The sequence below is a fragment of the Hyalangium minutum genome, assembly GCF_000737315.1.
GTDB lineage: Bacteria > Myxococcota > Myxococcia > Myxococcales > Myxococcaceae > Hyalangium > Hyalangium minutum.
The window spans coordinates 221,789-243,613 of sequence record NZ_JMCB01000004.1 but is presented as its reverse complement, the minus strand read 5'-3'; the positions used below and the strand labels follow the sequence as shown (position 1 = coordinate 243,613).

Genomic DNA, 21,825 nt, shown 5'->3' with positions numbered 1-21,825 from the left:
TCATCGCGGCTTCTTCGTCTGCTTGAGGACGTTCTTCAGGTCCTTGGCACTCAGGCGCGCGGCGGGGAAGTCCGCGGCCACACGGACCGTGGCGGCCGGCTGCGCGCGGTCACGGATCAGCTCGCGGATGTTGGAGATGAACGCCTGGTTCAGGCTCTCGAGGGTCTCCTTGCGGAGGACCTTGGAGCCGAAGGTCCAGTCGAGACGCAGGACTTGCCCCGCCTCGACGACGGCGTTGAGCTCGATGCGGTGGGGCCTGGCGGCGCCCGGGGAGTGGAGAGGGCCCAGGCCTTCCTTGGCGGCGCCGCGGAGCACGCCGTGCGCCGGGATGGTGCCCATCTGCCCGAGGTAATTGAAGACGATCCCGGCATGCCCGACGGCCTCGAGCCTCGAGCGGATCGACGGGTCCGTGGACAGGTAGCGGAGGACTCCATAGCCGGCCCCGCCTCGAGGGATGCGGCGGAGGGCATCCTTCGCGCGGGCGAGCGCCTCTCGCATGTTCTCCTTGGCGCCGACGTGCAGGCGCAGCGGGAAGAGCGCGGTGAACCACCCCACCGTGCGGCTCACATCGACGTCCTCGAACAGGAACTCTCGCCCGTAGCCTTCCAGATCCATCCGGACGGTGCTGTGGCCGGTCCAGACCGAGAGCGTCCGGGCCAGCGCGGCGATCAGCGCCTCGTTGACCTGGACATCGTAGGCTTTGGGCACCTCGTTCATCAGCAGCAGCGTCTCGTCCACCTCGAGCCGGGACACGAGCCGGGAGGCCTCGGCGACCGTGTCCGAGGCGGTGGGATCGTTCAGCGGGAACTCATGCGCGGCGTCACGTTGGGAGGCGGCGAGCCACGCATCGAACTCGGACCGGGCGTTCGGCGACTCGGCGTAGGCCTCGAGGCGCTTCGCCCAGTGCTGGAAGGACGTGGTCTTCGGCTGGAGCCCGATCGCCTGACCGCTCGAGAGCTGGGTGTACACGGTCAGCAGATCCTCGAGGATGAAGCCCCACGAGACGGCGTCCACCACCAGGTGGTGGGCCACCAGGGCGAGCCGCGCGGAGCCGGGACCCAGGCGCAGGAGCGCGGCGCGCATGAGCGGGCCACGCTCGAGATCAAGGGATCCATGGACCCTGGCGAGCGCTCCCTCCACGGCGTCGCTCCCAGCGACGTCCAGCTCCTCCAGGGGGATGCCCAGGGCCTCGCCTTCCGCGTGGTACTGGCTCCAGGCCGTGCCGTCCCGGCGGAAGCGGAGCCGGAGCGCGTCATGGTGGAGCTCCACCGCGTCGAGCGCGCGGCGGAGCACGGCGAGATCGATGCCTGGATCGATGTCGACCAACACCGCCATGTTGAAGTGCTGCGGCTCGACGCGCTCCTGCTCGAAGAACCAGCGCTGGATGGGCGTGAGCGGCGCGCTCCCCGCCACCTTGCCTTGCTCGGCGTGGAGCACCCGGGCGCTGGAAGCCACTCGGGCCAGCTCCGCGATCGTCTGATGCTCGAAGAGTTGACGCGGCCTCAGGCGCAGCCCCTGCTGGGTGGCGCGAGAGATGATCTGCAGGCCCAGGATCGAGTCCCCTCCGAGCGCGAAGAAGTTGTCGTGGGCTCCGACCGACTTCTTCTTCAGCACCGTGGCCCAGATCTCCGCGAGGATCTGCTCCTCGCGAGACTGGGGTGCGGCGAAGACGACGGGCTCCTGGGCCTCCACGGGATCCGACAGCTTCTTGCGATCAATCTTCCCACTCGGCGTCAGGGGGAACGCATCGAGGAGGATGAAGTGCGCAGGCACCATGTAGCTGGGCAGCTGGCTCTTCGCGTGCTCACGGAGAGCATGGACCGTGAGAGGAGCTCCGCCGCGGTTCGCGACGTAGGCGGCGAGCTGACCTTTGTAGACGATGACGAGCGAACGCTGGACTCCCGGATGGCTGTCGATGACCGCTTCCACCTCACCCAGCTCGATCCGGAAGCCCCGGAGCTTCACCTGGTGGTCGAGGCGGCCGAGGAAGTCGATGTTGCCGTCGTTCCTCCAGCGCGCGAGATCGCCCGTGCGATAGAGCCGGGCGTCGGGGCTGCTCGAGAACGGATCCCGGACGAAGCGCTCACGGGTGAGCTCCTCGAGCCTGTGATACCCGCGTGCAACGGCGAGCCCCCCCACGTACAGCTCGCCGGGGACCCCGATGGGCACCTGGTGCTGATGGGCGTCGAGGATCCGTGCCACCAGTCCCGGCAGAGGACGGCCGATGGGCGGAGCGCCCGTATCGCCCTTCCGGAGGCCCGTAAGGGTCGCGATGATGGTCGTCTCCGTCGGGCCGTAGGCATTGATGAAGCGCCGGGACTCCGTGGCCCACTTCTTCACCAGCTCGGCGGGGCAGGCCTCTCCGGCGGTGGTGAGCACGCGAAGGTCGGGATACGGGCCCTCGGGCAGCGCTGCGATCGCCGACGCCGTCAGGCACACGTGGGTGATGCGCTTCTCCCGCAGCAGCGCCGCCTGGCCCTCGCCGGCCTTCGAAGTCTCGTCGACGGGCAGCACCAGCCGGGCACCGCTCGCGAACGCCATCACGAAGTCCCAGACCGAGACATCGAAGGACGTGGAGGCCGCCTGGAGGACCCTGCTGTCCGGGGTGAGCGAGAGCAGCTCCCGTGAGGCGACGGCGATGTTCGAGACCCCTCGGTGCTCCAGCACCACGCCCTTCGGCTTCCCCGTCGAGCCCGAGGTATAGATGATGTAGGCCATCGAGCCGCCGCTCGGGGGCGCCAGGGTGGACGGCTCCGCAAGGTCGGGCAGCGCCTCGTCCATCCAGAGCGTCTTCCCTCGGAAGCCCGGCCGCTCGCCCAACGCGCGCACCGTGAGCAGGAGCTCCGCGCCCGAGTCCTCCAGCATGTGGCTGAGGCGCGCCTCGGGGTACTCCGGATCGAGCGGGACATACGCCCCACCGGCCTTCCACACGCCCAGCACGGAGACGATGAACTCGATGCTTTTCGGCAGGCAGAGCGCGGCCCGCTTCTCCGGCCCCAGGCCCAGCGAGACGAGGTGCCTCGCCAGGCGTGTGGAGCGCTGATCGAGCTCCGCGTAGCTGAGGCTGACGTCCCCTTGCTCGAGCGCAATCGCGTCCGGAGTGCTCCGGGCCTGGGCCTGGAACAGCTCCACCACCGAGCCGGGGGCGGGCGGGGCGTCAGGGCCCTCGGCCCACTCCGCCAGCAGTCCGGCCTCACGCGCACCGAGGAGGTCGAACGCGTGCACATGCCGCTGCGGCTGCTCGACCGCCGCACGCAGGAACACCACGAGGTGCTCGGCCATCCGCTCGATGCGCTCCCGGTCGAACAGCTCCGCGCTGTACTCGAGGAGGCCCGTCAAGCCGTCCGCGGACTCCTGCATGGACAGCGTCAGATCGAACTTGGCGGTGATGCTGTCCAGTTCCAGGGGCTCCACGTGGAGGCCATCGAGCGCAGGAGGCGAGAACGGCGCGTTCTGGAGCGCGAACATCACCTGGACCAGGGGCTGGCGGCTGAGGCTCCGCTCAGGCGCGGCGACCTCCACCAACTTCTCGAAGGGCACATCCTGGTCCGCATACGCGTCGAGCGCCGTGCGCCGGACGCGCGCCAGCAGCTCCAGGAAGGTCGGGTCTCCCGACAGGTCCATCCTGAGCGCGAGCGTGTTGACGAAGAAGCCGATCAGCGGCTCCGTCGCGGCGCGGTTCCGGTTCGCCACGGGCGAGCCGATGATCAGATCCTTCTGGCCGCTCAGGCGCGAGAGGTAGGCCGCGAAGGCGGTCAGCAAGGTCATGTACAGCGTGGAACCCTCGCGGCGACTCATCTCCTTGAGGCGTGTCGAGAGGCCACGATCCACCATGAAGCGGACCACGCCGCCCCGGTACGAGGGGGTCTCCGGCCGAGGCCGATCCGCGGGGAGGTTGAGGGACGTGGGCGCCCCGGCGATCCGCTGCTTGTGGGCCTCGATGGACTCGGCGAGCGCGCCGTCCTTCAGGAGCTGCCGCTGCCAGAGGGCGAAGTCCGCGTACTGAACCGGGAGCGCTGGCAACACCAGCTCGCGCTGCGAGCGGCGCGCGTTGTAGCCCGCCGAGAGCTCACGCGCGAGGATCCCCACGGACCAGCCGTCGGAGACGATGTGGTGCATCGTGAGGACGAGCACGTGGTCGCCCTCCGCGATGCGGAAGAGGCGCATCCGGATCAGCGGGCCGCGCTCGAGATCGAACGGGCGGGAGACCTCGAGCCCCACCTCATCTTGAATGAGCCTCGAGATCTCCGCCTCGGTGGCCCCCGGGTGGTAGCCGAGCTCCTCGGCCGGCGGGAGCTCGGCGTGCAGCTCCTCGGCGATCTCCTGAACGGCCTGGCCGCCCACCATGGCGAAGCGGGTGCGCAGCACCTCGTGGCGCTGGATGATCCCGTCAAGGCTCTGACGGAGCGCCTCCTGGTCGAGCGGACCGCGGAGCCGAAGCACCAGGGGGATGACGTAGATGGGCGCCCGCGTCTCCACGATGCGGTCGAGGATCCACAGCCGCTCCTGCGAGGAGGAGAGCGGGATCTGAGGCGGCCGCTCCATCGGCGAGGTGAAGTCGAGCGCCGCGGAGCCCGAGCGCTTGCGCAACTGCTGCACCGCCGTCGCGAGTCCCCCGACGGTCGGGCTGTCAAAGAGCGTGCGCAGCGGAACATCGACTCCGAAGACGGCGCGGACGCGCGAGACCACCTGCGTGGCCAGGAGCGAGTGGCCTCCCAGGTCGAAGAAGCTCTCGTGCACGCCCACCCGCTCCGCGCCGAGCAGCTCGGCGAAGATGCTCACCAGGATCTCTTCTTCACCGGTCCTGGGCTCGACGTACGCGGTGTCCAGGCCCTGCGGAGCCGCGGGGACCGGCAGGGCGCGCCGGTTCACCTTGCCGTTCCCGGTCAGCGGGATCTCGTCGATCACCATGATGCTCGCCGGCACCATGTAGTCCGGCAGGTGCTCCTGCGCCCTCTTCCGAAGGTCGCTCTCCAGGCGGCGCTCCAGGCGCCCGCGGAGGGGATCATTGGCGTGGCGAGCACCCGGTACTGCCTCGGGCGCTGCCCCGAAGAGCGCGATGGGCTTGCCGGAGAGGTCTGCGGCTGCGGTGAAGACCGCGTCGAAGGAGCCGTCCACACCGCCACGAGACCAGTCCAGGCTGACAGTGCACGAAGTCTCCCTGGCAAGCTGCTCGAGGGCCATGGGATCGATCCCGGGCTCGGGCTCGCTGGCGGGGACCGAGCCGTCGCGATCCAACAGGCGGCGGCGGAGCTTCTCGAACGAGCCTGGCTTCGCTGGGGCCTGATCGCTCAGGCTCGCCAAGGCCTCGAGGGCCGCCTCGACGCGGGCATTCCGGATGCCGCGCAGACCGATGCGCCGGGTGCCTGCCTGGCCGAGGCGCGCACGCAGCTCCAGCAGGCTGACGTTGCCCGGGCCCCAGACCACGTCGGCTGCGGGGGCCGGTGCGGTGTCCAGGTGGAGGAGCACATCGTAGCGGAAGCGGGTGAGCTCATTCAGGCAATCACCACGCTTCGGGCGGATCTCGACATGGCTCAGCCGAGGGATGCGCTGCTTCAAGGCCCAGAAGAAGCCCGGATCGAGGACCAGTTCTTCCTCTCCAGCCATCCGCCGCGCCACGCGCCCCTTTAACGTGTGGGGCTCGAGCGTGCCCGAGCTCTGGGCCAGGACGATCGACGCATGGAACGCCTCGAGCAGACGGAGGTTCCGCACGTCCCCGACGAAGATGAATCCTCCCGTGCTCACGCGCGCAGAGGCGGACTCCAGTGCCCGGGCGAGGTACTCCGCGCTCGGGAAGTACTGGACCACCGAGTTCAAGATCACCGCCTCGAAGCGCTCGCTGCCGAAGTCGATGCTCTGAAGCTGGTCCGCGGCACAGTGGAAGAGCCGCGCATGCTCGAGGCCCGGGGTCTTCTTCGTCACCCCTCGGAGCATGTCGACCACGACCCCCGAGACGTCCGTCGCCCAGTACGCGGTCGTGGAGGGCGCGATCCGCGTGAGCAGGAGGCCGGTCCCGCATCCGATCTCGAGCACCCGCGACGGCTTCCGCTCGAGGAGCTGCGCAACGGTGTGGTTGACCCACTCCTTCATGGCCTCGGCGCTGAGCGGCGCGCCAGAGTAGCTGCTGTTCCAGCCTGCGATGTTGAAGCCAGGATCCGTCTGGGCCTCACCCACGGAGCGCGCGTAGATCTCGTCGTAGAGCGCCTTCCACTCACCGACGTGGGTGTCACCGATTCCCCCGTCCGCGCTGGAGGAGAGGAGCATCTCCGCCGCGCCTTGCCTGGGCACCACGTAGGCGGCGATCCGCCGGTCGTCCGCGCTCCGCTCGTAGGTGGTGACGTAGGCTTCGGCGACGGCCGGATGGAGGGCGATCACCGACTGGATCTCGCCGAGCTCGATGCGGAAGCCGCGGATCTTGACCTGATCGTCAATGCGGCCGAGGTACGTGAAGGTGCCATCCGGTTGGCGGATGGCGAGGTCGCCCGAGCGGTAGAGGCGCGCTCCAGGGGAGTCCGGGTCCTCGATGAAGCGCTTGGCGGTGAGCTCCGGCCGCTTGAGATACCCCCTCGCGACTCCCGCTCCACCGACATACATCTCCCCCGGGACGCCGTCCGGAACGGGCTGGCCGTGCTCATCGAGCAGGCGGATCGTGAGATCCGGGATGGGGCAGCCGATCGGGCTCGCCGCGGACGTGAGGTCCGCCTCGGTGACCCGGTGATACGTGACATGCACCGTGGTCTCGGTGATGCCATACATGTTGATGAGCTGCGTGTCCGCGCCCGGATACCGCTCGAACCATGGACGGACGGTCGCTGCGTCGAGCGCTTCACCGCCGAAGATGATCCACTTGAGCCCTCGGCCGCCCTGCCCGTCATCGATCGAGGGCGCCCGGACGAGCGCTCGGAATGCGGAGGGCGTCTGGTTGAGGACCGTCACCCCTTCACGGGCAATGAGCTCGCCGAAGGCCTCGGGGGAGCGGGTCATCCAGTGAGGGACGACGACCAGGCGGCCGCCATAGAAGAGCGGTCCCCAGAGTTCCCAGACAGAGAAGTCGAAAGCGGCGGAGTGGAACAGCGTCCAGACGTCCTCCGGCCCGAAACCAAAGAGCGCCTCCGTCGTGGTGAACAGGCGCGTGGCGTTGGAGTGGGTGACGATCACGCCCTTGGGGCGCCCGGTGGATCCGGAGGTGTAGATGACATAGGCGGCGTTGTCCGGCGTGACGCCAGGCTCCGGATTCGGCGCCCGCTGCCCACCCTGCCACTGGAGCGCGTCCACGAAGATCGTGGACACCTTCTCCGTGGGAAGCTCGCCGCTGCGCCGGGTCTCGGTGACGAGCGCGGAGACTTCCGCGTCCTCGAGGATCAGCGCGAGCCGCTCACGCGGGCTGGCCGGATCCAGCGGGACATAGGCCCCGCCGGCCTTGAGCACGCCCAGGATGGCGATGACCAGCTCCGCACTCCGCTCGACACAGACGCCCACCAGGGACTCGGGGCCAACGCCACGGCTTCGAAGCTCATGGGCCAGGACGTTCGCGCGGGCGTTGAGCTCGGCGTAGTCGAGGTGCACGTCCCCGAAGCTGAGCGCGACCGCGTCTGGGCTTCGCGCGGCCTGTGCCTCGAACCAACCGGTGATGGTGCTCCCGCCAGCGCGATCTGGCTGGCTCACGGGCTGCGTGCCACCCTGGACCTGCGCGGCCGTGACGGGCTCTGCCAGCGCCAGCCGGGCAATCGGCTCATCCGGAGCGCGCACCATCTGCTCGAGGAGCTTCTCGAAGTAGCCTCGCCACAGGGCCACCGTGCTGTCATTGAAGAGCGCACGGTTGAAGCGCAACGCGCCGGAGAACGCGCCGCGGGCCTCCCACATCTCGAGGGTGAGATCGAACTGGGTCTCCTGCTCGCTGAGCGGATAGGGCTCGAGATCCAGGTGCCCCCACCGGACGCGGGCCTCCTCATCCGGCGTGGCCCAGAGCGCCATAGCGCCTCCACCCTCGCGAGAGGAGTGGAAGGTCATGGACGCCTGGAAGATGGGCGACACGCCAGGGCTGCGCGCAATCCCCAACCGCTCCACCAGCGACGCGAACGGGAAGTCCTGGTTCTCCAGCGCCTCGTGCACCACGTCGCGCAGCCGCGCGATCAGCTTCCGGGAGGAGGGAGCGCCGGAGAGATCCGCTCGAAGTGCCACGGCGTTGGCGAAGTAGCCCACCACACCATGAGAGGCAGCGTCCGGGCGCCCGGCCGTCGGGGAGCCGATCAGGATGTCCTCCTGCCGGGACAGGCGCCCGAGCAGGGCGGCGTAGGCGGACAAGAGCACGACGAAGGGGGTGGCCTCTGCGCTCTGCGCGAGCTCTTTGATCCGGTTCGTCAGCTCGGGCTGGAGCCTGAGTGAGCACGCGCCGCTCCGGTTCGCCGCGAGGGCCGATCGGCTTCGATCCGCGGGGAGCGCGAGGACGGGCAGCTCGCCGGAGAGCTTCTTCTGCCAGTACTCCCAGTGCTTGCGCCCCACCGCCCCCGAGAGCATCTCCGCCTGCTGCGCGACGAAGTCGGCATAGCTGCCCGTGACGGGCGCCAGCGACGGCTGCTCTCCCCGCGAGAGCGCCTGATAGATCTGCGTGAGCTCTTGCTGGACGATCCCCGCCGACCACCCGTCGTAGACGATGTGGTGCACCGTGATCAGGAGCACATGGTCATCAGGCCGAGCGCTGAACAGATCGCCCCGGAAGAGCGGACCCCGCTCCAGGGAGAACGGCTGGCGGTAGGCGCGAACGACCGCGGCCTGGAGCTGCTCGGCGCTCCAACTCGTCGCATCGATGTGAGCGAAGTGCGGCTCGAGCACGGGGTGGCTCGTCTGGAGGAGCTGCCCATCCGCGGTCGAGGAGACCGTGGTTCGCAGGCCCGGGTGGCGCGCGGCCACCATCTCGAAGGCGCGCTTCAAGGCCCCCACCTCGATCGGGGATCGAATGCGGAGCGCGAAGGGCGTGTTGTAGGCAGCGCCCTCCGGCTCCTGCTGCTGCAGGAGCCATAGGGCCTTTTGTCCCGAGGCGAGTGGAAAGATGCGGGGAGCGCCCTTCCCCGACTTCGCCAGGAGCTCCGCGAGGAGCTTGCGCTTCTCCTCGAGGCTGAGACCGCTCATGTTGTCGCGGGGGTTGCTCATGACTTCACCCTCCCCTGCGCTTCTTGGGCTTCAAGCATGGCACGGAGGATCGTCTCCACTTCGCCCTCTGACATGTTGTTCACTTGCCGCTCGATCTGGGATTCCGCGGTGACAGGCGCCGGCGCGGGTGCCACGGAGGCGGGCCCGCCGAACTTCGCGGACACGGTGCTGGCCACCTGCACCAGGCTTGCTCCTCGAAGGAGCTCGAGCACTGGAATCTCGACGCCGAGCGCCTCGCGGATGGCCCCCTGGATCTGCATCGACAAGAGGGAGTCCACGCCCAACGCCGACAGCGGCTTCTGTGGATCCACGCGCTCGACCGGGATCTGGAGGATGAGGGAGAGGCGTTCCGCGAGGAAGCGCTCGATCTCAGGCTGTCGTGCCTCCGGGCTCAGCTCCGCCAGGTGACGGCGGAGCGCCTCCGCGTCGCTCTGCGCACCATCCTGGGAGTCTCCGATCAAGTGCGCGGTCCGCGCGATCCGGCCAAGGTTCGGAGCGGCGCGCCCGAGCTTGGGCCAGGAGACATCGAAGATCCCGATCTGGGGCGTGCGGATCCGAAGCACCCGCTTGAGCGCCGCCAGCACCGAGGCGGGGGGCATGGCGTGGAGGCCGAGGGACTCGAGGTAGGCACGCACCGCCTCCTCCTGAGCCATTCCGATCTCCCCGAGGACGCCCCAGTGGATGCTGGTCGCTGCCAGGCCGCGAGCGGCGCGGTGCTCCGCGAGCGCGTCGAGGAAGGTGTTCGCGGCGACGTAGTTGCCCTGCCGGGGATTGCCGATCAGGGCGGCGACCGAGGAGAACAGGACGAAGAAGTCCAGCGGGCGATCCTGCGTCAGCTCGTGGAGGATCCACGCACCGCCGGCCTTGGGAGCCATGACGCGCTGGAGGCGCTCGAGGTTCAGCTCGGGCAGCGGTGCATCATCGAGCACGGCCGCGGTGTGCAGCACCCCCTTGAGCGGAGGGTGCGTGGCATCGAGCCGTGCGAACAGCGCGCGCATGTCGTCCCTGTTGCTCACGTCGGCGGCCACCCCGGTGACGCGAACCCCAGCGGCCTCGAGGTCCTGGACGAGCTGTCTTGCCTCGGGGGTAGAAGCCCCCTTCCGGCCCGTGAGCACGAGGTGGCGCGCGCCTTCGGTGACCATCCAGCGAGCCAGGGCGAGACCGAAGCCCCCGAAGCCGCCGGTCACGAGGTAGGTCGCATTCGCATCGAACAAGCGCTCGTCGGCGGCGGGAGCGAGCGCGACTGGCCCGGCCTCCGTGAACGAGAGCGTGAGGCGGGCAATCCCCTCCTGCCGTGCGTGCTCCGAGAGCCAGCGCCGCGCGTCGCCCGCGCGGGTGGCCGGCCAGCTCTCCGACGAGAGTGCCGGGAGCTCTCCAAAGCGCCCGAGGACGGACTGAAGCCGTGCGGCGGCCTCCTGGGGGCGCTGCTGCAGCATGGCCGCGACATCCACCCTGGAGCAGGAGATGCCTCGCGGCCAGGCGGTGGCGAAGAGTCCGTCCGCCGGTGCGATCGGACCCGCATCGACGAAGCGGCCGAAGTCCCCGAGGACGCTGGTGAGGGTGGGCTCTGGATCACGCGACGCATTCACCAGGAGCTCCACGCCGCTGCCCCCCGTCCATTCCCGGATCTCGTCCGTGAGCGTGGCGGAGCGCCGATCGAAGACCCGGATCCCTTGTGGCGCCGGTTCGGTCTCAGGGTCCAGGACCGCCGCGATCTGAGCGCCCGCGGCTCTCCCGAGCTCGAGCACCGCGGAGCCAATCCCCGCGGAATTTCCGAGGACCAGGAGCCGCTCTCCGGGCTGGAGCCGGCCGTGGGCGTGGAGCGCGGACTCCGCGGCGAGGAATGGCAGCAGCCGTCCCTGCGCGGCCCCCGCGCTGATCCAGTCGCGTCCCAACCGCACCAGCGTGTGCGTCCCGATCACGGACGGCTCTTGCGCGAGCAGCGCCTGCACCCGCTGTCCGGGCGCGAACCCTGGCGTGTCTTCACCGACCGCGACCACCACTCCCCCCAGCTCCACCGGCCAGAGGGACGTCGTCGAGCGCCGGCCTTGAGCCGCAGCCCCGAGCGTCAGCGTCACGCTGGAGACCTTGATCTCGATCTCCCCCCGTCCTGGCTGCCGCCGCGAGGCCTTCCTCGGCCGCCGCTCCGAGCCGTCGAGGGCGAGCTCGAAGACCTGCTCCCCACCCTCGGAGCCTCCTGGCTCCTTCGTGAACTCCTCCCACTCGGGGAGGGGCCTCTGCTTGAGGCGGCGGACGAACTTCCGGGTGTCACGCAGCGCGACCTCGTCCTCCTGGGTCTCTGCCAGGAGCTCGCGAGCCAGGCGCTCGATCAGCTCCGGTTGCGCGGCGGAGGCGCCTTGGGGCAGATCCACGGTGCGCGTCCGCAGATGGGGGAACTCGGCCGCCACCACGCGCGAGAAGCCGATCAGGGGCGCAGCGGCGAGCGAGGACACCGCATCCTCTGGAATCGCTCGCTGCGCATCCCTCGTGATGATGCGGAGCGAAGCACCCTCCCCCGGCGCCACCGCCATCACCACGCGGAGGAACTCGAGCACGTCACCCGCGTCCGCCACCTGGCTCGCATCCAGGCCGAAGAGATAGGCGATGTTCCGGAACCGCGCGAGGCCGAGCGCGTCCACGAGGCGACCGGCGTCCTCGGCCTCCCCAGGGCGAACCTGGAAGCGCGTGGCCGACTCGCGGGCGAACGCCTCACCCCGCACCACCTGGACGATGTCCTGGACGCCGGAGCGCTCGAGCGCACGCACGAGCTCGGCGCCCAGCCCGCCGCGATCTGCGAACACGATCCATCCGCCGCTGCTCTTCGCTCCCGCCTCTTCGGGCCGGGCCTCTTCGAAGACGTGCTCGTAGGTCCAGTCGTAGTACGACGGCCTGGGAGCCTTCTCCTCGGCGTCCGCGAGCGCGGCGCACTCGACGCCCACAAGCTTGGCCACCACCTGGCCACCGCCATCGAGCAAGGTGATGTCGCTCACCAGCGCGTCGGCCGTCCGCTTCCGGATCTGCGCGTGACAGAACAGCGGCTCTCGGGGATCGGGCAGGCGGGAGCATCGGATGCTCCGGCACCCCATCGGGAGGTAGAGCCGCTGCTCATCCTCGGGCAGCCAGGCCACCATGGCCTGGAAGCAAGGATCCAGCCAGACCGGATCCAGGACGATGCTCGGGTCGGCGGAGATCCGCGCTGCCTCCGAGTCGGGGAGCTTGAGCTCGGCGAGGAGCTCTGTCTCACCGCGCCGCAACCAGCGGATGCCGCGGAGGCTGGGGCCATAGTCGAGGCCCCGCGCGCCGAGCAGCCGGTAGAGCTTCTCCGTGTCGAGCTGGGGAGCGGCGGAGACGGGAAGACTGGCAAGCGGGACGTGCTCCGGCGGAGGCGCCAGGAGGCTCCGGCGGAGGCGCGCGGTGGCGTGCCGCGTCCAGGTGGTGCGGACATCGCGGGGGCGGCTGTAGATCGCCACCGTCTGGGTCGCCTCGTCATAGGTGGTCCGGACCACGGGCTCATCGTTTCCAGCGACGACGAGCGCGTTCTCGAACCGCATGTCCTCCAACATGTGGGGCTCGGAGAGCCCCAGCTCGCGGCGCAGGCCGAGCGCCAGCTCGACGTAGGCGGCACCTGGGACGACGAGCGAGCCCCGGACGCGGTGATCCGCGAGGCAGGGCAGGAATCGCGCGTTCAACCCGCGCTCCCAGGTGGGCGTGGGCGCGGAGATCCTGGCTCCGAGCAAGGCATGCTCGTTCGCGGCCCGGCGGTCCGTGAGCGCCTCCTCGGACTCGTGCCAGTGCTTCTCCCGCTGCCAGGGATAGCTCGGGAGCCGGGTGAAGCGGCTGCCTTCGGGATAGAGCCCGGCCCACGAGATCCGGGCTCCGGCGACATAGAGCTCCGCCAGGGCCTTGGCGAAGGTCTTCTGCTCGGGCTCCTGCCGCTTGAGCGAGGAGAACATCCGTCCCTCGACACGGGCCTCCGCGCAGCACTCCTTGATGGAGCCCAGCAGCACGGGATGGGGGCCCAGCTCGAGGAAGAGCCGGTAGCCGTCCTTCAAGAGCTGGCCGACGGCCTTCGCGAAGAGCGTGGGCTCGCGGATGTTGTTGCACCAGTACTCGGCGTCATAGGACACGCCCTCCACGAGCCCGCCCGTGACCGTGGAGTAGGTGGGAAGGTTCCCCGCCGAGGGCTGGAGCGTGGCGAGACACCGGCGAAGCTCCGGCTTGAGCGGATCCATCGCGGGGCTGTGGTAGGGCACCTCGACCTTCAAGATGCGCTGGAAGACGCCGCGGGCCTCGAGCTCGGCCGAGATCTCCTCGATCACCTTGGCGTCGCCGGAGAGGGTCACCGCGCCAGGCCCGTTGATCGCGGCGATCGAGACCGCGTGCTCACGCCCTCGGATGGCGGCGCGGGCCCCCTCCTCGGTGAGCCCCACCGCCAGCAGCTTGCCAAGACCCGCCGCCTTCGCCTGGATCCGGCTCCGCTCGTAGATCACGAGCATGGCCTGCTCCAGGGTGAAGCGCCCCGCGGCGTAGGCGGAGGCAACCTCGCCCGCGCTGTGGCCTACCACTGCGGCGGGCTCGACGCCTGCGCGCCGCCAGAGCTCGAGCAGGCCGATCTGCAGGAACGCGTTCGCGGGCTGCGCGATGTCCGTCCGCGCCATGTTGGAGGACTTCTCGTCGGCGAGCATCTGCGCCAGCAACGACCAGCCCGCCAGCCGCTGGAAGATGGCGTCGCAGCGATCGAGCGTGGAGCGGAACAGCGCGTCCCGCTCATAGAGCTCGCGGCCCATGGCCCACCACTGGGGCCCCATCCCGGTGAACACGAAGACCGGCTTTGCCGCCGCCGCCGGAGGGAGCACGCGGCCCGATGCGCCGTCCTCCGCGGGATTGTTGGCGGCGAAGGACTCCAACCGGGCCGCGAGCCCGGCCGCGTCCTCGGTGGCCACCAGGGCGAGGCGGTGCTCGTGGTGGCTCCGCCGGGTCGCCGCGGAGAAGCAGATGTCCGTGAGCGGCGCGGAGTCCGGAGCGGAGAGAAGGCTGGCGTAGTCTCGAGCGAGCGCGCGGAGCGCCTCGGGGCTGCGCGCCGAGAGCGGCAGAAGCACTGGCGCTGACAAGCTCACGGTGCGCTTCGCCTGCGCCTCCGAGGAGAGAGCGTGCGCGCCGCTGGGGGGCGCCTGCTCGAGCAGGCAGTGCGCGTTCGTCCCGCCATAGCCGAACGAGTTGACGCCCATCTTCAGGGATTCGCCATTCCTGGGCTCGAGCGCCTCGAGCCGCTGCGGAACCCGGAGCCCCAGGTTCTCGAAGGGGATGGCCGGGTTAAGCTTCTGGAGGTTGGCTTGCGGCGGAAGCTGCCGGTGCTGCAGGCACAGGCTCGCCTTGATCAACCCCGCCACGCCGGCCGCCGCCTCGAGGTGCCCGATGCTGGCCTTGAGCGATCCGACCCACGGCCCCGGCCCACTGGACCGCTTCGACACCGCGCCCAGCCCGCCCATCTCCGCGGGATCTCCGACGGCGGTTCCGGTCCCATGGGCCTCGAAGGCATGGAGCTCGGTGGGATCCAGCGAAGCGCTGGCGCACACCTGGCGCACCAGCGCCTCCTGGGCGCGCGCGCTTGGCGCCGTCATCGAGTCACTGTGCCCGTCCTGATTGACGCCCGTCCCTCGGATCAGCGCGTAGATGCGGTCGTTGTCGCGCACCGCGTCGGCGAGCCGCTTGAGCACCACGATGCCAGCGCCTTCTCCCCGGCCATAGCCGTCCGCGCGCGCGTCGAAGCTCTTGGAGTAACCATCGGCCGACAGGAACTTGCCCTTGCTCATGGCCACGAAGATCTCGGGCCGGAACATGACGTTGACGCCACCGGCCAGCCCGAGCGTCGTCGTACCGCTCCACAAGTCCTGGCAAGCAAGGTGGACGGCGACGAGCGAGGAGGAGCATGCCGTGTCCAGCGAGATGCTCGGCCCCCGGAAGTCGAACATGAAGGACAGACGGTTGGAGAGCACCGTCATGGTCGACCCAACTGCGGTATGAGGACCGATCAGCTCGCGGTTCATCGGCCCCATGTGCGTGAGCATGCTGTCGAGCATGAACCCGCCCACGTAGACGCCGGTCTGGCTGCCCGCCAGGCTGTCTGGCGGGAACCCCGCGTCCTCGAGGCTCTCCCAGGCTACCTCGGCGAGCAGGCGCTGCTGGGGATCGAGCGTCGCCGCCTCCCGTGGCGAGATGGAGAAGAAGGCGGCGTCGAAGACGTCGATCGGCTCCTGCAGGAAACCGCCGGAGCGGACGTACGTCTTGCCCGGCTTGTCCGGATCCGGATCGTAATAGCGGCGATGATCCCAGCGTTCCTTCGGAACCTCGATGATGCTGCTGCGTCCTTGTGTAAGCAGTTCCCAGAGGTGACGAGGCGACTTCGCACCTCCTGGAAACCGGCAACCGATTCCAACAATCGCGATGGGGTCACGCACAGTATTGGACACTACCCCACGGCGTGAAACACCGGTCAATACGAGATATCCCGCAAAACCCAGACTGGATTTCTCACCCCTTGAGATTCCGATTCAATGAGTAGGGTTTGTTTCGTGTCGCATCCGATGCCTGGGCAAGAGCTGGGTCGATGCCTCCAGTCGCTTACCGGCCGCGCTCCTCGCGCGAGCCAACCCTCTAGGTGCCATCGCTACGCCCACTCACGGCATCCAGCTCCGAGGAGAAGGTCTGCGCTGACTGGCGGTGTCTGCCTGCCTGCGATCCGGAGAACCCTGACGTCTGCGGCGAGGGCTATCGATGCCGGCAGCGGAGTTCTCGCAGGCCCTTCGCGTACCCCCCGGACCGCTGGTAGGTCTGCCCTCGTTCCAGGCCTCCTCTACGCCCAAGAAAAAGGGCCGACTGCCTTGCGGCAACCGGCCCTCAAACACCTGATCTTCTTGGAGCCGACATCCGGATTTGAACCGGAGACCTACTGATTACGAATCAGTTGCTCTACCAACTGAGCTATGTCGGCGCGGCGTGGCGCGGCGAATTACCATGCACCCTCTGGCAGGGCAATGCATTTGTTTCGGGCCCGCTCCCCTACCGACCGGTCGTGAGGTCTTCTGTGACACAGTGCGTCGGCTAAGTGCTTGAGATTCCATTAGTTTTTGCACTTTCGCGCACGGGGCGCGGGTTGCTTCCGCTGACGCCCTATGAGCATAAGGGCCACGGCTAAACCCCCTTCGCCTCACGCAAGGAGCAGCACATGGCTAGCGAAGAGAACTTCATGCGCGCCCCCGCGCCCTCTCCCAAGCGGACCATCTACACGGAGGCAATGGAGATCTTCCACCGCGCCGCCGATCTGATCGGTCTGGACAAGCGCGTTCGCCTCGAGCTGGAAGAGCCCGACTACGAGCACATCTTCTACGTCACCACCAAGCTGAAGGACCGCTTGGTCCCCCTGGCCCCCGAGGAGGCCAAGGCCTTCTCGGATCTGTCCGTCACCCAGGTCCGCAACCCCGACGGACTTGAGCGCCTGGCCGACGGGAAGATCATTCTCAACGGACGCGCCCTGCTGGGCTCGGACGTCAACATCCGCCGCGGCCACCTGCGCCTTCCGGATGGCGGCGTCTACCAGCTGGTACCCGGTGAGTCCCAGCGCTTCAAGGCCTACCGCGTCCAGCACAACCAGGCCCGCGGCCCCTACAAGGGCGGCATCCGCTACCACCGCGAGGTCTCCCTGGACCTCTTCAAGGCCCTGGCCGCGGAGATGACCTGGAAGACGGCCATCTCCGAGGTTCCGTTCGGCGGCGGCAAGGGTGGCATCCAGATCGACCCGCGCCAGTACGGCCGGGAGGAGCTGGAGAACATCACCCTGCGCTTCATGTACAAGCTCAAGAGCATGATCGGCCCCAACATCGACATCCCCGCCCCGGATGTGGGCACCAACGGGGAGATCATGGCCCTCATGCTCCGCGAGTACTCGGACGGTGAGCGCGAGCGCCACAACCTGCGCGGCATCGTCACCGGCAAGGACGTGCGCATCGGCGGCTCCGAGGGCCGCGTGAAGGCCACCGGCCAGGGCGTCGCCTACTGCATCGAGGACTACTACGCCGACCGCGGCGAGTCCGTGAAGGGCAAGACGTTCGTCCTCCAGGGCTTCGGCAACGTGGGCAGCCACGGCGCCGCCATCCTCGCCAACATGGGCGCCCGCCTGCTGGCCGTCAATGACGCCGACGGCTCCATCTACAACGGCGACGGCATCGACGTGCACGCCCTCATGGCCTACGTCAGCGACCCGAAGAACCTCAAGCGGAGCGTGGCGGGCTTCCCCGGCGCCCAGAAGATCGAGAAGAAGGACCTCTGGGAGATCCAGGCCGACATGCTCATCCCCGCCGCGCTCGGGGGTGAGATCACCGCCGACGTGGCCGAGCGCCTCAAGGTCAAGCTCGTCGCCGAGGGCGCCAACGGCCCCACCACCCCCGAGGCCGACCGCGTCCTCCAGAAGCGCGGCATCGACCTGATCCCCGACATCATCGCCAACGCCGGCGGCGTGACGGTGAGCTACTACGAGTGGATCCAGAACAAGCGCATGGAGCGCTGGAGCGAGTCGGAGGTGGATCAGCGCCTGGAGAAGGCGATGAAGCGCAACTACCGCATCATCCGCGACATCTCCCGCAACCAGCCGCGCAAGACGGACATGCACGACAGCCGCGGCTACTGCATCAGCAAGACGGTGGACCCGCGCTGCGCCGCGATGATCCTCGCGCTCAAGCGCATCGAGGCCCACTACATGCTCGAGGGCTTCTCGCAGTAACCCGCCCACGCCTCACGGCGTGAGCCCCCGGGGCCCGGTCTCCTCACCATGAGGGGCCGGGCCCTTCGTGTTTCTCAGTGCATCACCCGCTCGCGGTCCACCAGCAGCAGCGGCGCCTCGTCCTGGGTCTCGTACGCCACGATCCGCAGGCCCACGCCCCGGCTGTTGCCCTCGCGCCCGTCCCGCTTCCCGTACGCCAGCGCCACCTGGTAGCGCACCTCGCACAGGCACGTCATCTCCGTGCCGTCCTCCCCCGCGAAGGTGATCTTCAGCTTCTCGCCCAGCGGAACCGGCTCGCGCGTCTCCACGAACAGGCCCCGGGCGCTGATGTTCCGCCCAATACCCCGGGTCATCCCGTCCTGCGTCGTTAGGTACACGGTGAAGACCTTGTCGAACCGAAGATGTGCCCGGCGCTCGTTCACTCGGTGGTGCCTCCAAGAAGAGAGGCCCGAAAACTACATGGTGGGCTCATGTAGTCAAAATATCCACCACATGCTACCTGGACGTACCAATGTGAAGGGGGGCTGGCGGAAGCGATCCAGAGTGGCACGATGCGCGGCCCACCTCTTTCCAGGGAGCCCTGCCCCGTGAACCGCTGCTTTGCCGCTCTCGTCGCCCTGCTGCTGCCCGCGCTCGCGTTGGCGGACGTGGATCAACGCTTTGCCCGGCTGAGAGACGCCGCGGAGCCGCTGGGAGGCCTGAGCGCCTTCCTCAACCGCTACATCGGCGAGTGCGGGGACATGTTCGCCAGCCCGGACTGCCGCACCAAGGCGGACGAGTTCCGCAAGGCCTACAAGGGCAAGAAGATGTACATGATCATCACCGAGGACGTGGCGACGATGGTGTCCCCGGCCGGGTACCAGCCCTCCACGGGCGACTACGCCATCGACATCCTGCCGTTCTTCGCGGGCGGGAAGTACGCGCTGACGCACGGCACGCCGAAGAAGACGGATGCGGCGGGCAACCCCGTCCTCCCGCTGCTGAAGGTGACGGGCACCACTCCCGAGGGCTGGAACGGGGGCATGTTCGCGCGGGCGTTCTCCTCGAAGGCCGTGCGGTTGTCGGTGGTGTTCACGCCGCTGGACATCTGGAGCCTGCCCAAGCCGGGCGGCGGGAAGATCTTCGGGGTGGCCGCGCGCCTGGAGGCCGTCCTGGTGACGGAGGGCCGCACCGGCGATCACCTCGGGCTCTGGCTGGACGGCAAGGACGCCAACACCAAGAAGCGGTAGGCGCGGGCCTCAGTAGTCGCCGAGGAGGATGTCTCCCACGTCCTTCTCCTGGCCCTCCTCCAGCTTCACGGGCACGCGCTTGTACTCGTCGCCGCTCAGGATGACGAGGACGCGGTCTCCCACGCCGACGCCCTCCATCTTGAAGCTCCCATCCGGGCCCGTGGCGTTCTCCGGATTCATGGGCCGATCCTCCAGGACGAAGTAGAGCGCCCCGGGCAGCGGCCGCTGGGTCGCCGTATCCAGCACCTTGCCCCGAAGCGTGGCCGTGCCCTTCAGGGGGATCTCCACCTCGGAGGGAGTTCCAGCCCTCGGGGTCACCACAACAGATCCTCCCAGGCCGCTCTCCGTCCGGGCCGTCAGCCGTACGGGCTCGGACGGGGCCTCCCGGAGCTCGAAGCGGTCTCCCGGGAACTCCAGCGTGGACTGGTCCATGAGCAAGCTGCGCAGGTCCAGCGACTCCATGGAGAGGGTGAAGCCCTTCACCGGCTCACCCCCGTTGGCGCGCACCACCCTGCCCCGAATCCCCACGGCGGGCTGGAGCTTCACGACGAGGCTCCGCTCTCCCGGTTTGACCCCTCGCAGCTCGCCCAGCCGGCCCCCGTTCCGGGCCACGAGCTTCAGCCGGCCCTCGTAGGCGGCCTCCTCCTCCGTGAGGGTGAACGAGAAGCGCCCCTGCTCATCCGTGGGGACGTTCTTCCGCGGCCCTCGCCACCCCTCCTCAGGAGTCACTGTGACGAAGGCCAGCGGCGAGGGCGTGCCATCCGGCTCGACGACCGTGCCCACGAGGCCGTCCTGCTCGCGCGCATCGGGTTGCCAGACAATCTCCACCGGGACAGTTGCTCCCCCCTTCACGTTCACCCACTTCGACTCGCTGGGGCCAAAGGGCCAGCGCTCCGAGAGCGCCACGCGCAAGTCGTAGGCCCCCGGCTGCAGCGTCATCCGGAAGGTCCCCGAGGGCTCCAGCTCGATCGGCCGGAAGTCCGAGGGGACCTGGGCGGTGCTCTCCCGGGGATAGGCCAGCACGACCAGGGGATCGGAAGGCAGGGAGCCCTGGGCCGGGATGACCTTGCCCTCCACGGTGCCCGGCTCCTCCAGCGTGAAGTCCAGCTTCGCCGTCGAGTCCTCGGTGATTTCCACGATGTGCCGGACACCAATGGTCGCGCTCTCCCTGCGCGCCGTGAGGCTCAACGGCCCCGCGGGCAGGCCTTCAAGAAGGTAATGCCCCTGGGCGTCGGCCCGGGCCTCTATCGGCGTGCTGCCCCACGTGCCTCCCCAGCGGTTGCTGCTCACCACCTGAGCACCCGCTACCGGCTGGCCCGAGCTGTCCCGAACGAAGCCCTCCACCGCGCCGGTCCCCGCAAGCTGGAGCTCGATGGAGAAGCGCTCGCCCGCAGACACCGTCAGCGCGCGCCGGTTGACCTCCGCATAGCCCTGCGCGGACACCACCAAGTCATAGCTGCCCGGAGCCAGCTGTCCCACGGAGAAGAAGCCCGACGCATCCGTGACCGCTCGGCCCGAGTCCCCGCTGTTGCCGTAGGGGCTCACGTCCACCCGCGCGCCTTCGATGGGTGCGCCCGACGTCTTTGCCACCACGTGGCCCTCCAGCGCCGCGCTCTGGCCCAGCTGGATCCGCAGCTCGCGCACCGTCTTGCCCGCGCTGACGATGACCGGGGTGGGCAGCGAGCCCGCCTCACTGCCCCTCCGCGCCGACACGATGTGAGCCCCCGGCTCGGTCTCCACCGAGAAGCCGCCGCCCTCGCCGGTGGTGACCACCTCGGGTACGCGCCCGCCCACGTGCACCTCGGCTCCCGCGGCCGGGCGCCCCTGTGCGTCCACCACGAAGCCCTCGATGACTCCGGCAGACTGGAGCTCCACCGTGATCGGCCCCGAAGCGGGCACCTTCACGCGCTTCTGCACGGCTCGGACATGCCCCACCGCCTTGGCTTCCAGCTGGTAGCTCCCAGGGGCAAGCCCCTCCACGCGGAAGTTCCCACGCGCGTCACTCGCGGCGTAGATGCGCTCCTCCGCTGGCGCTTCGGCGCTCTGCCAGGCCTCCTGCTCTCCCCGGCCGTAGGCGGTCAGCGAGAGCTCTACCAGCGGTAGCGGATCCTTCGTGCCCGCCTCCACCGTGCGCCCCGTGAGCGTCTGGCCGGGCTCCAACGAGATCCGCATCCGCGTGCGCGCCTCGCCATAGGGCCGCACCACGTCTCGCATCACCGGGCCGTAGCCCTGCGCGCGCACTGCCAGCAGGTAGCCTCCCGGCCTCGACGCCAGCCGTGCCCACCCCTGCTCATCCGTGAGGCCGGCGCTCGCCAGCCGCCAGGCCACCTCATCCAGGCTCGGATCCCGAGGCCCCCGCCAGTACAGCCGCACGCTGGCGCCTGGCACTGGCTTCGAGCCTGCAACCACCTCCACCTCCAGCACCCCGTCCGCCTCCGAGGGAGGCTGCGCCAGCGAGGGCGTACTGCCCGCGTCCGCGCTGCCCCGAGCCCCCATGTCCTCGGGACTCTCCAGCTGCGCGGAGCCGGGCCGGGCCATGGCCTGCCGGCGCTGACTCCGCCCTTCCCCCTCCGTGTCCGTGGAGGGGACTGGGCCTCCCGGGCTCCAGAACCAAAGGACCACGAGCCCCAACCCCACCAGAATCCCCACCGTGATGACGAGCTTGCGCAT

The 21,825-nt window shown here is 69.1% G+C and carries 6 protein-coding genes and 1 tRNA gene; 2 read left to right on the top strand and 5 right to left on the bottom strand.

Features of this window, described 5'->3' with window-relative positions:
- The 3 genes from DB31_RS12450 to DB31_RS12440 all read right to left on the bottom strand — a co-directional run bounded on the left by DB31_RS12450 (position 1) and on the right by DB31_RS12440 (position 16,141).
- Positions 1–9,150, bottom strand: coding sequence for a non-ribosomal peptide synthetase (locus DB31_RS12450; protein WP_044186717.1), 9,150 nt, complete (start codon positions 9,148–9,150; stop codon positions 1–3).
- Positions 9,147–15,608, bottom strand: coding sequence for a type I polyketide synthase (locus tag DB31_RS12445; protein WP_240486660.1), 6,462 nt, complete (start codon positions 15,606–15,608; stop codon positions 9,147–9,149). The genes DB31_RS12450 and DB31_RS12445 overlap by 4 nt, the downstream gene beginning before the upstream one ends.
- A 457-nt stretch (positions 15,609–16,065) precedes the next feature.
- Positions 16,066–16,141, bottom strand: a tRNA-Thr gene (locus tag DB31_RS12440).
- Positions 16,142–16,375: 234 nt separating this feature from the next.
- Here DB31_RS12440 and DB31_RS12435 point away from each other — a divergent pair.
- Positions 16,376–17,926 (top strand): Glu/Leu/Phe/Val family dehydrogenase, encoded by a 1,551-nt coding sequence (locus DB31_RS12435; protein ID WP_044186711.1) that lies wholly within the window; start codon positions 16,376–16,378, stop codon positions 17,924–17,926.
- Between the two features lie 74 nt (positions 17,927–18,000).
- Here the strand turns inward: DB31_RS12435 and DB31_RS12430 are convergent, their stop codons facing one another.
- Complete coding sequence (locus DB31_RS12430; protein ID WP_044186708.1) at positions 18,001–18,348, bottom strand: PilZ domain-containing protein; 348 nt, start codon at positions 18,346–18,348, stop codon at positions 18,001–18,003.
- A gap of 165 nt (positions 18,349–18,513) precedes the next feature.
- Between DB31_RS12430 and DB31_RS12425 the strand changes: the two genes are divergently transcribed.
- Positions 18,514–19,155, top strand: coding sequence for a DUF6066 family protein (locus tag DB31_RS12425; RefSeq protein ID WP_157231948.1), 642 nt, complete (start codon positions 18,514–18,516; stop codon positions 19,153–19,155).
- A 9-nt stretch (positions 19,156–19,164) separates the two neighbouring features.
- Here DB31_RS12425 and DB31_RS12420 read toward each other — a convergent pair whose 3' ends face one another.
- The gene (locus tag DB31_RS12420; protein WP_044186703.1) at positions 19,165–21,825 is read right to left on the bottom strand and encodes a carboxypeptidase regulatory-like domain-containing protein; all 2,661 of its coding nucleotides are present in this window, start codon (positions 21,823–21,825) and stop codon (positions 19,165–19,167) included.

Bases quoted from the DNA above. Each gene is read 5' to 3' on its own strand.
- DB31_RS12420 (WP_044186703.1), bottom strand. From the start codon at position 21,825: ATGCGCAAGCTCGTCATCACGGTGGGGATTCTGGTGGGGTTGGGGCTC.
- DB31_RS12450 (WP_044186717.1), bottom strand. From the start codon at position 9,150: ATGAGCAACCCCCGCGACAACATGAGCGGTCTCAGCCTCGAGGAGAAG.
- DB31_RS12435 (WP_044186711.1), top strand. From the start codon at position 16,376: ATGGCTAGCGAAGAGAACTTCATGCGCGCCCCCGCGCCCTCTCCCAAG.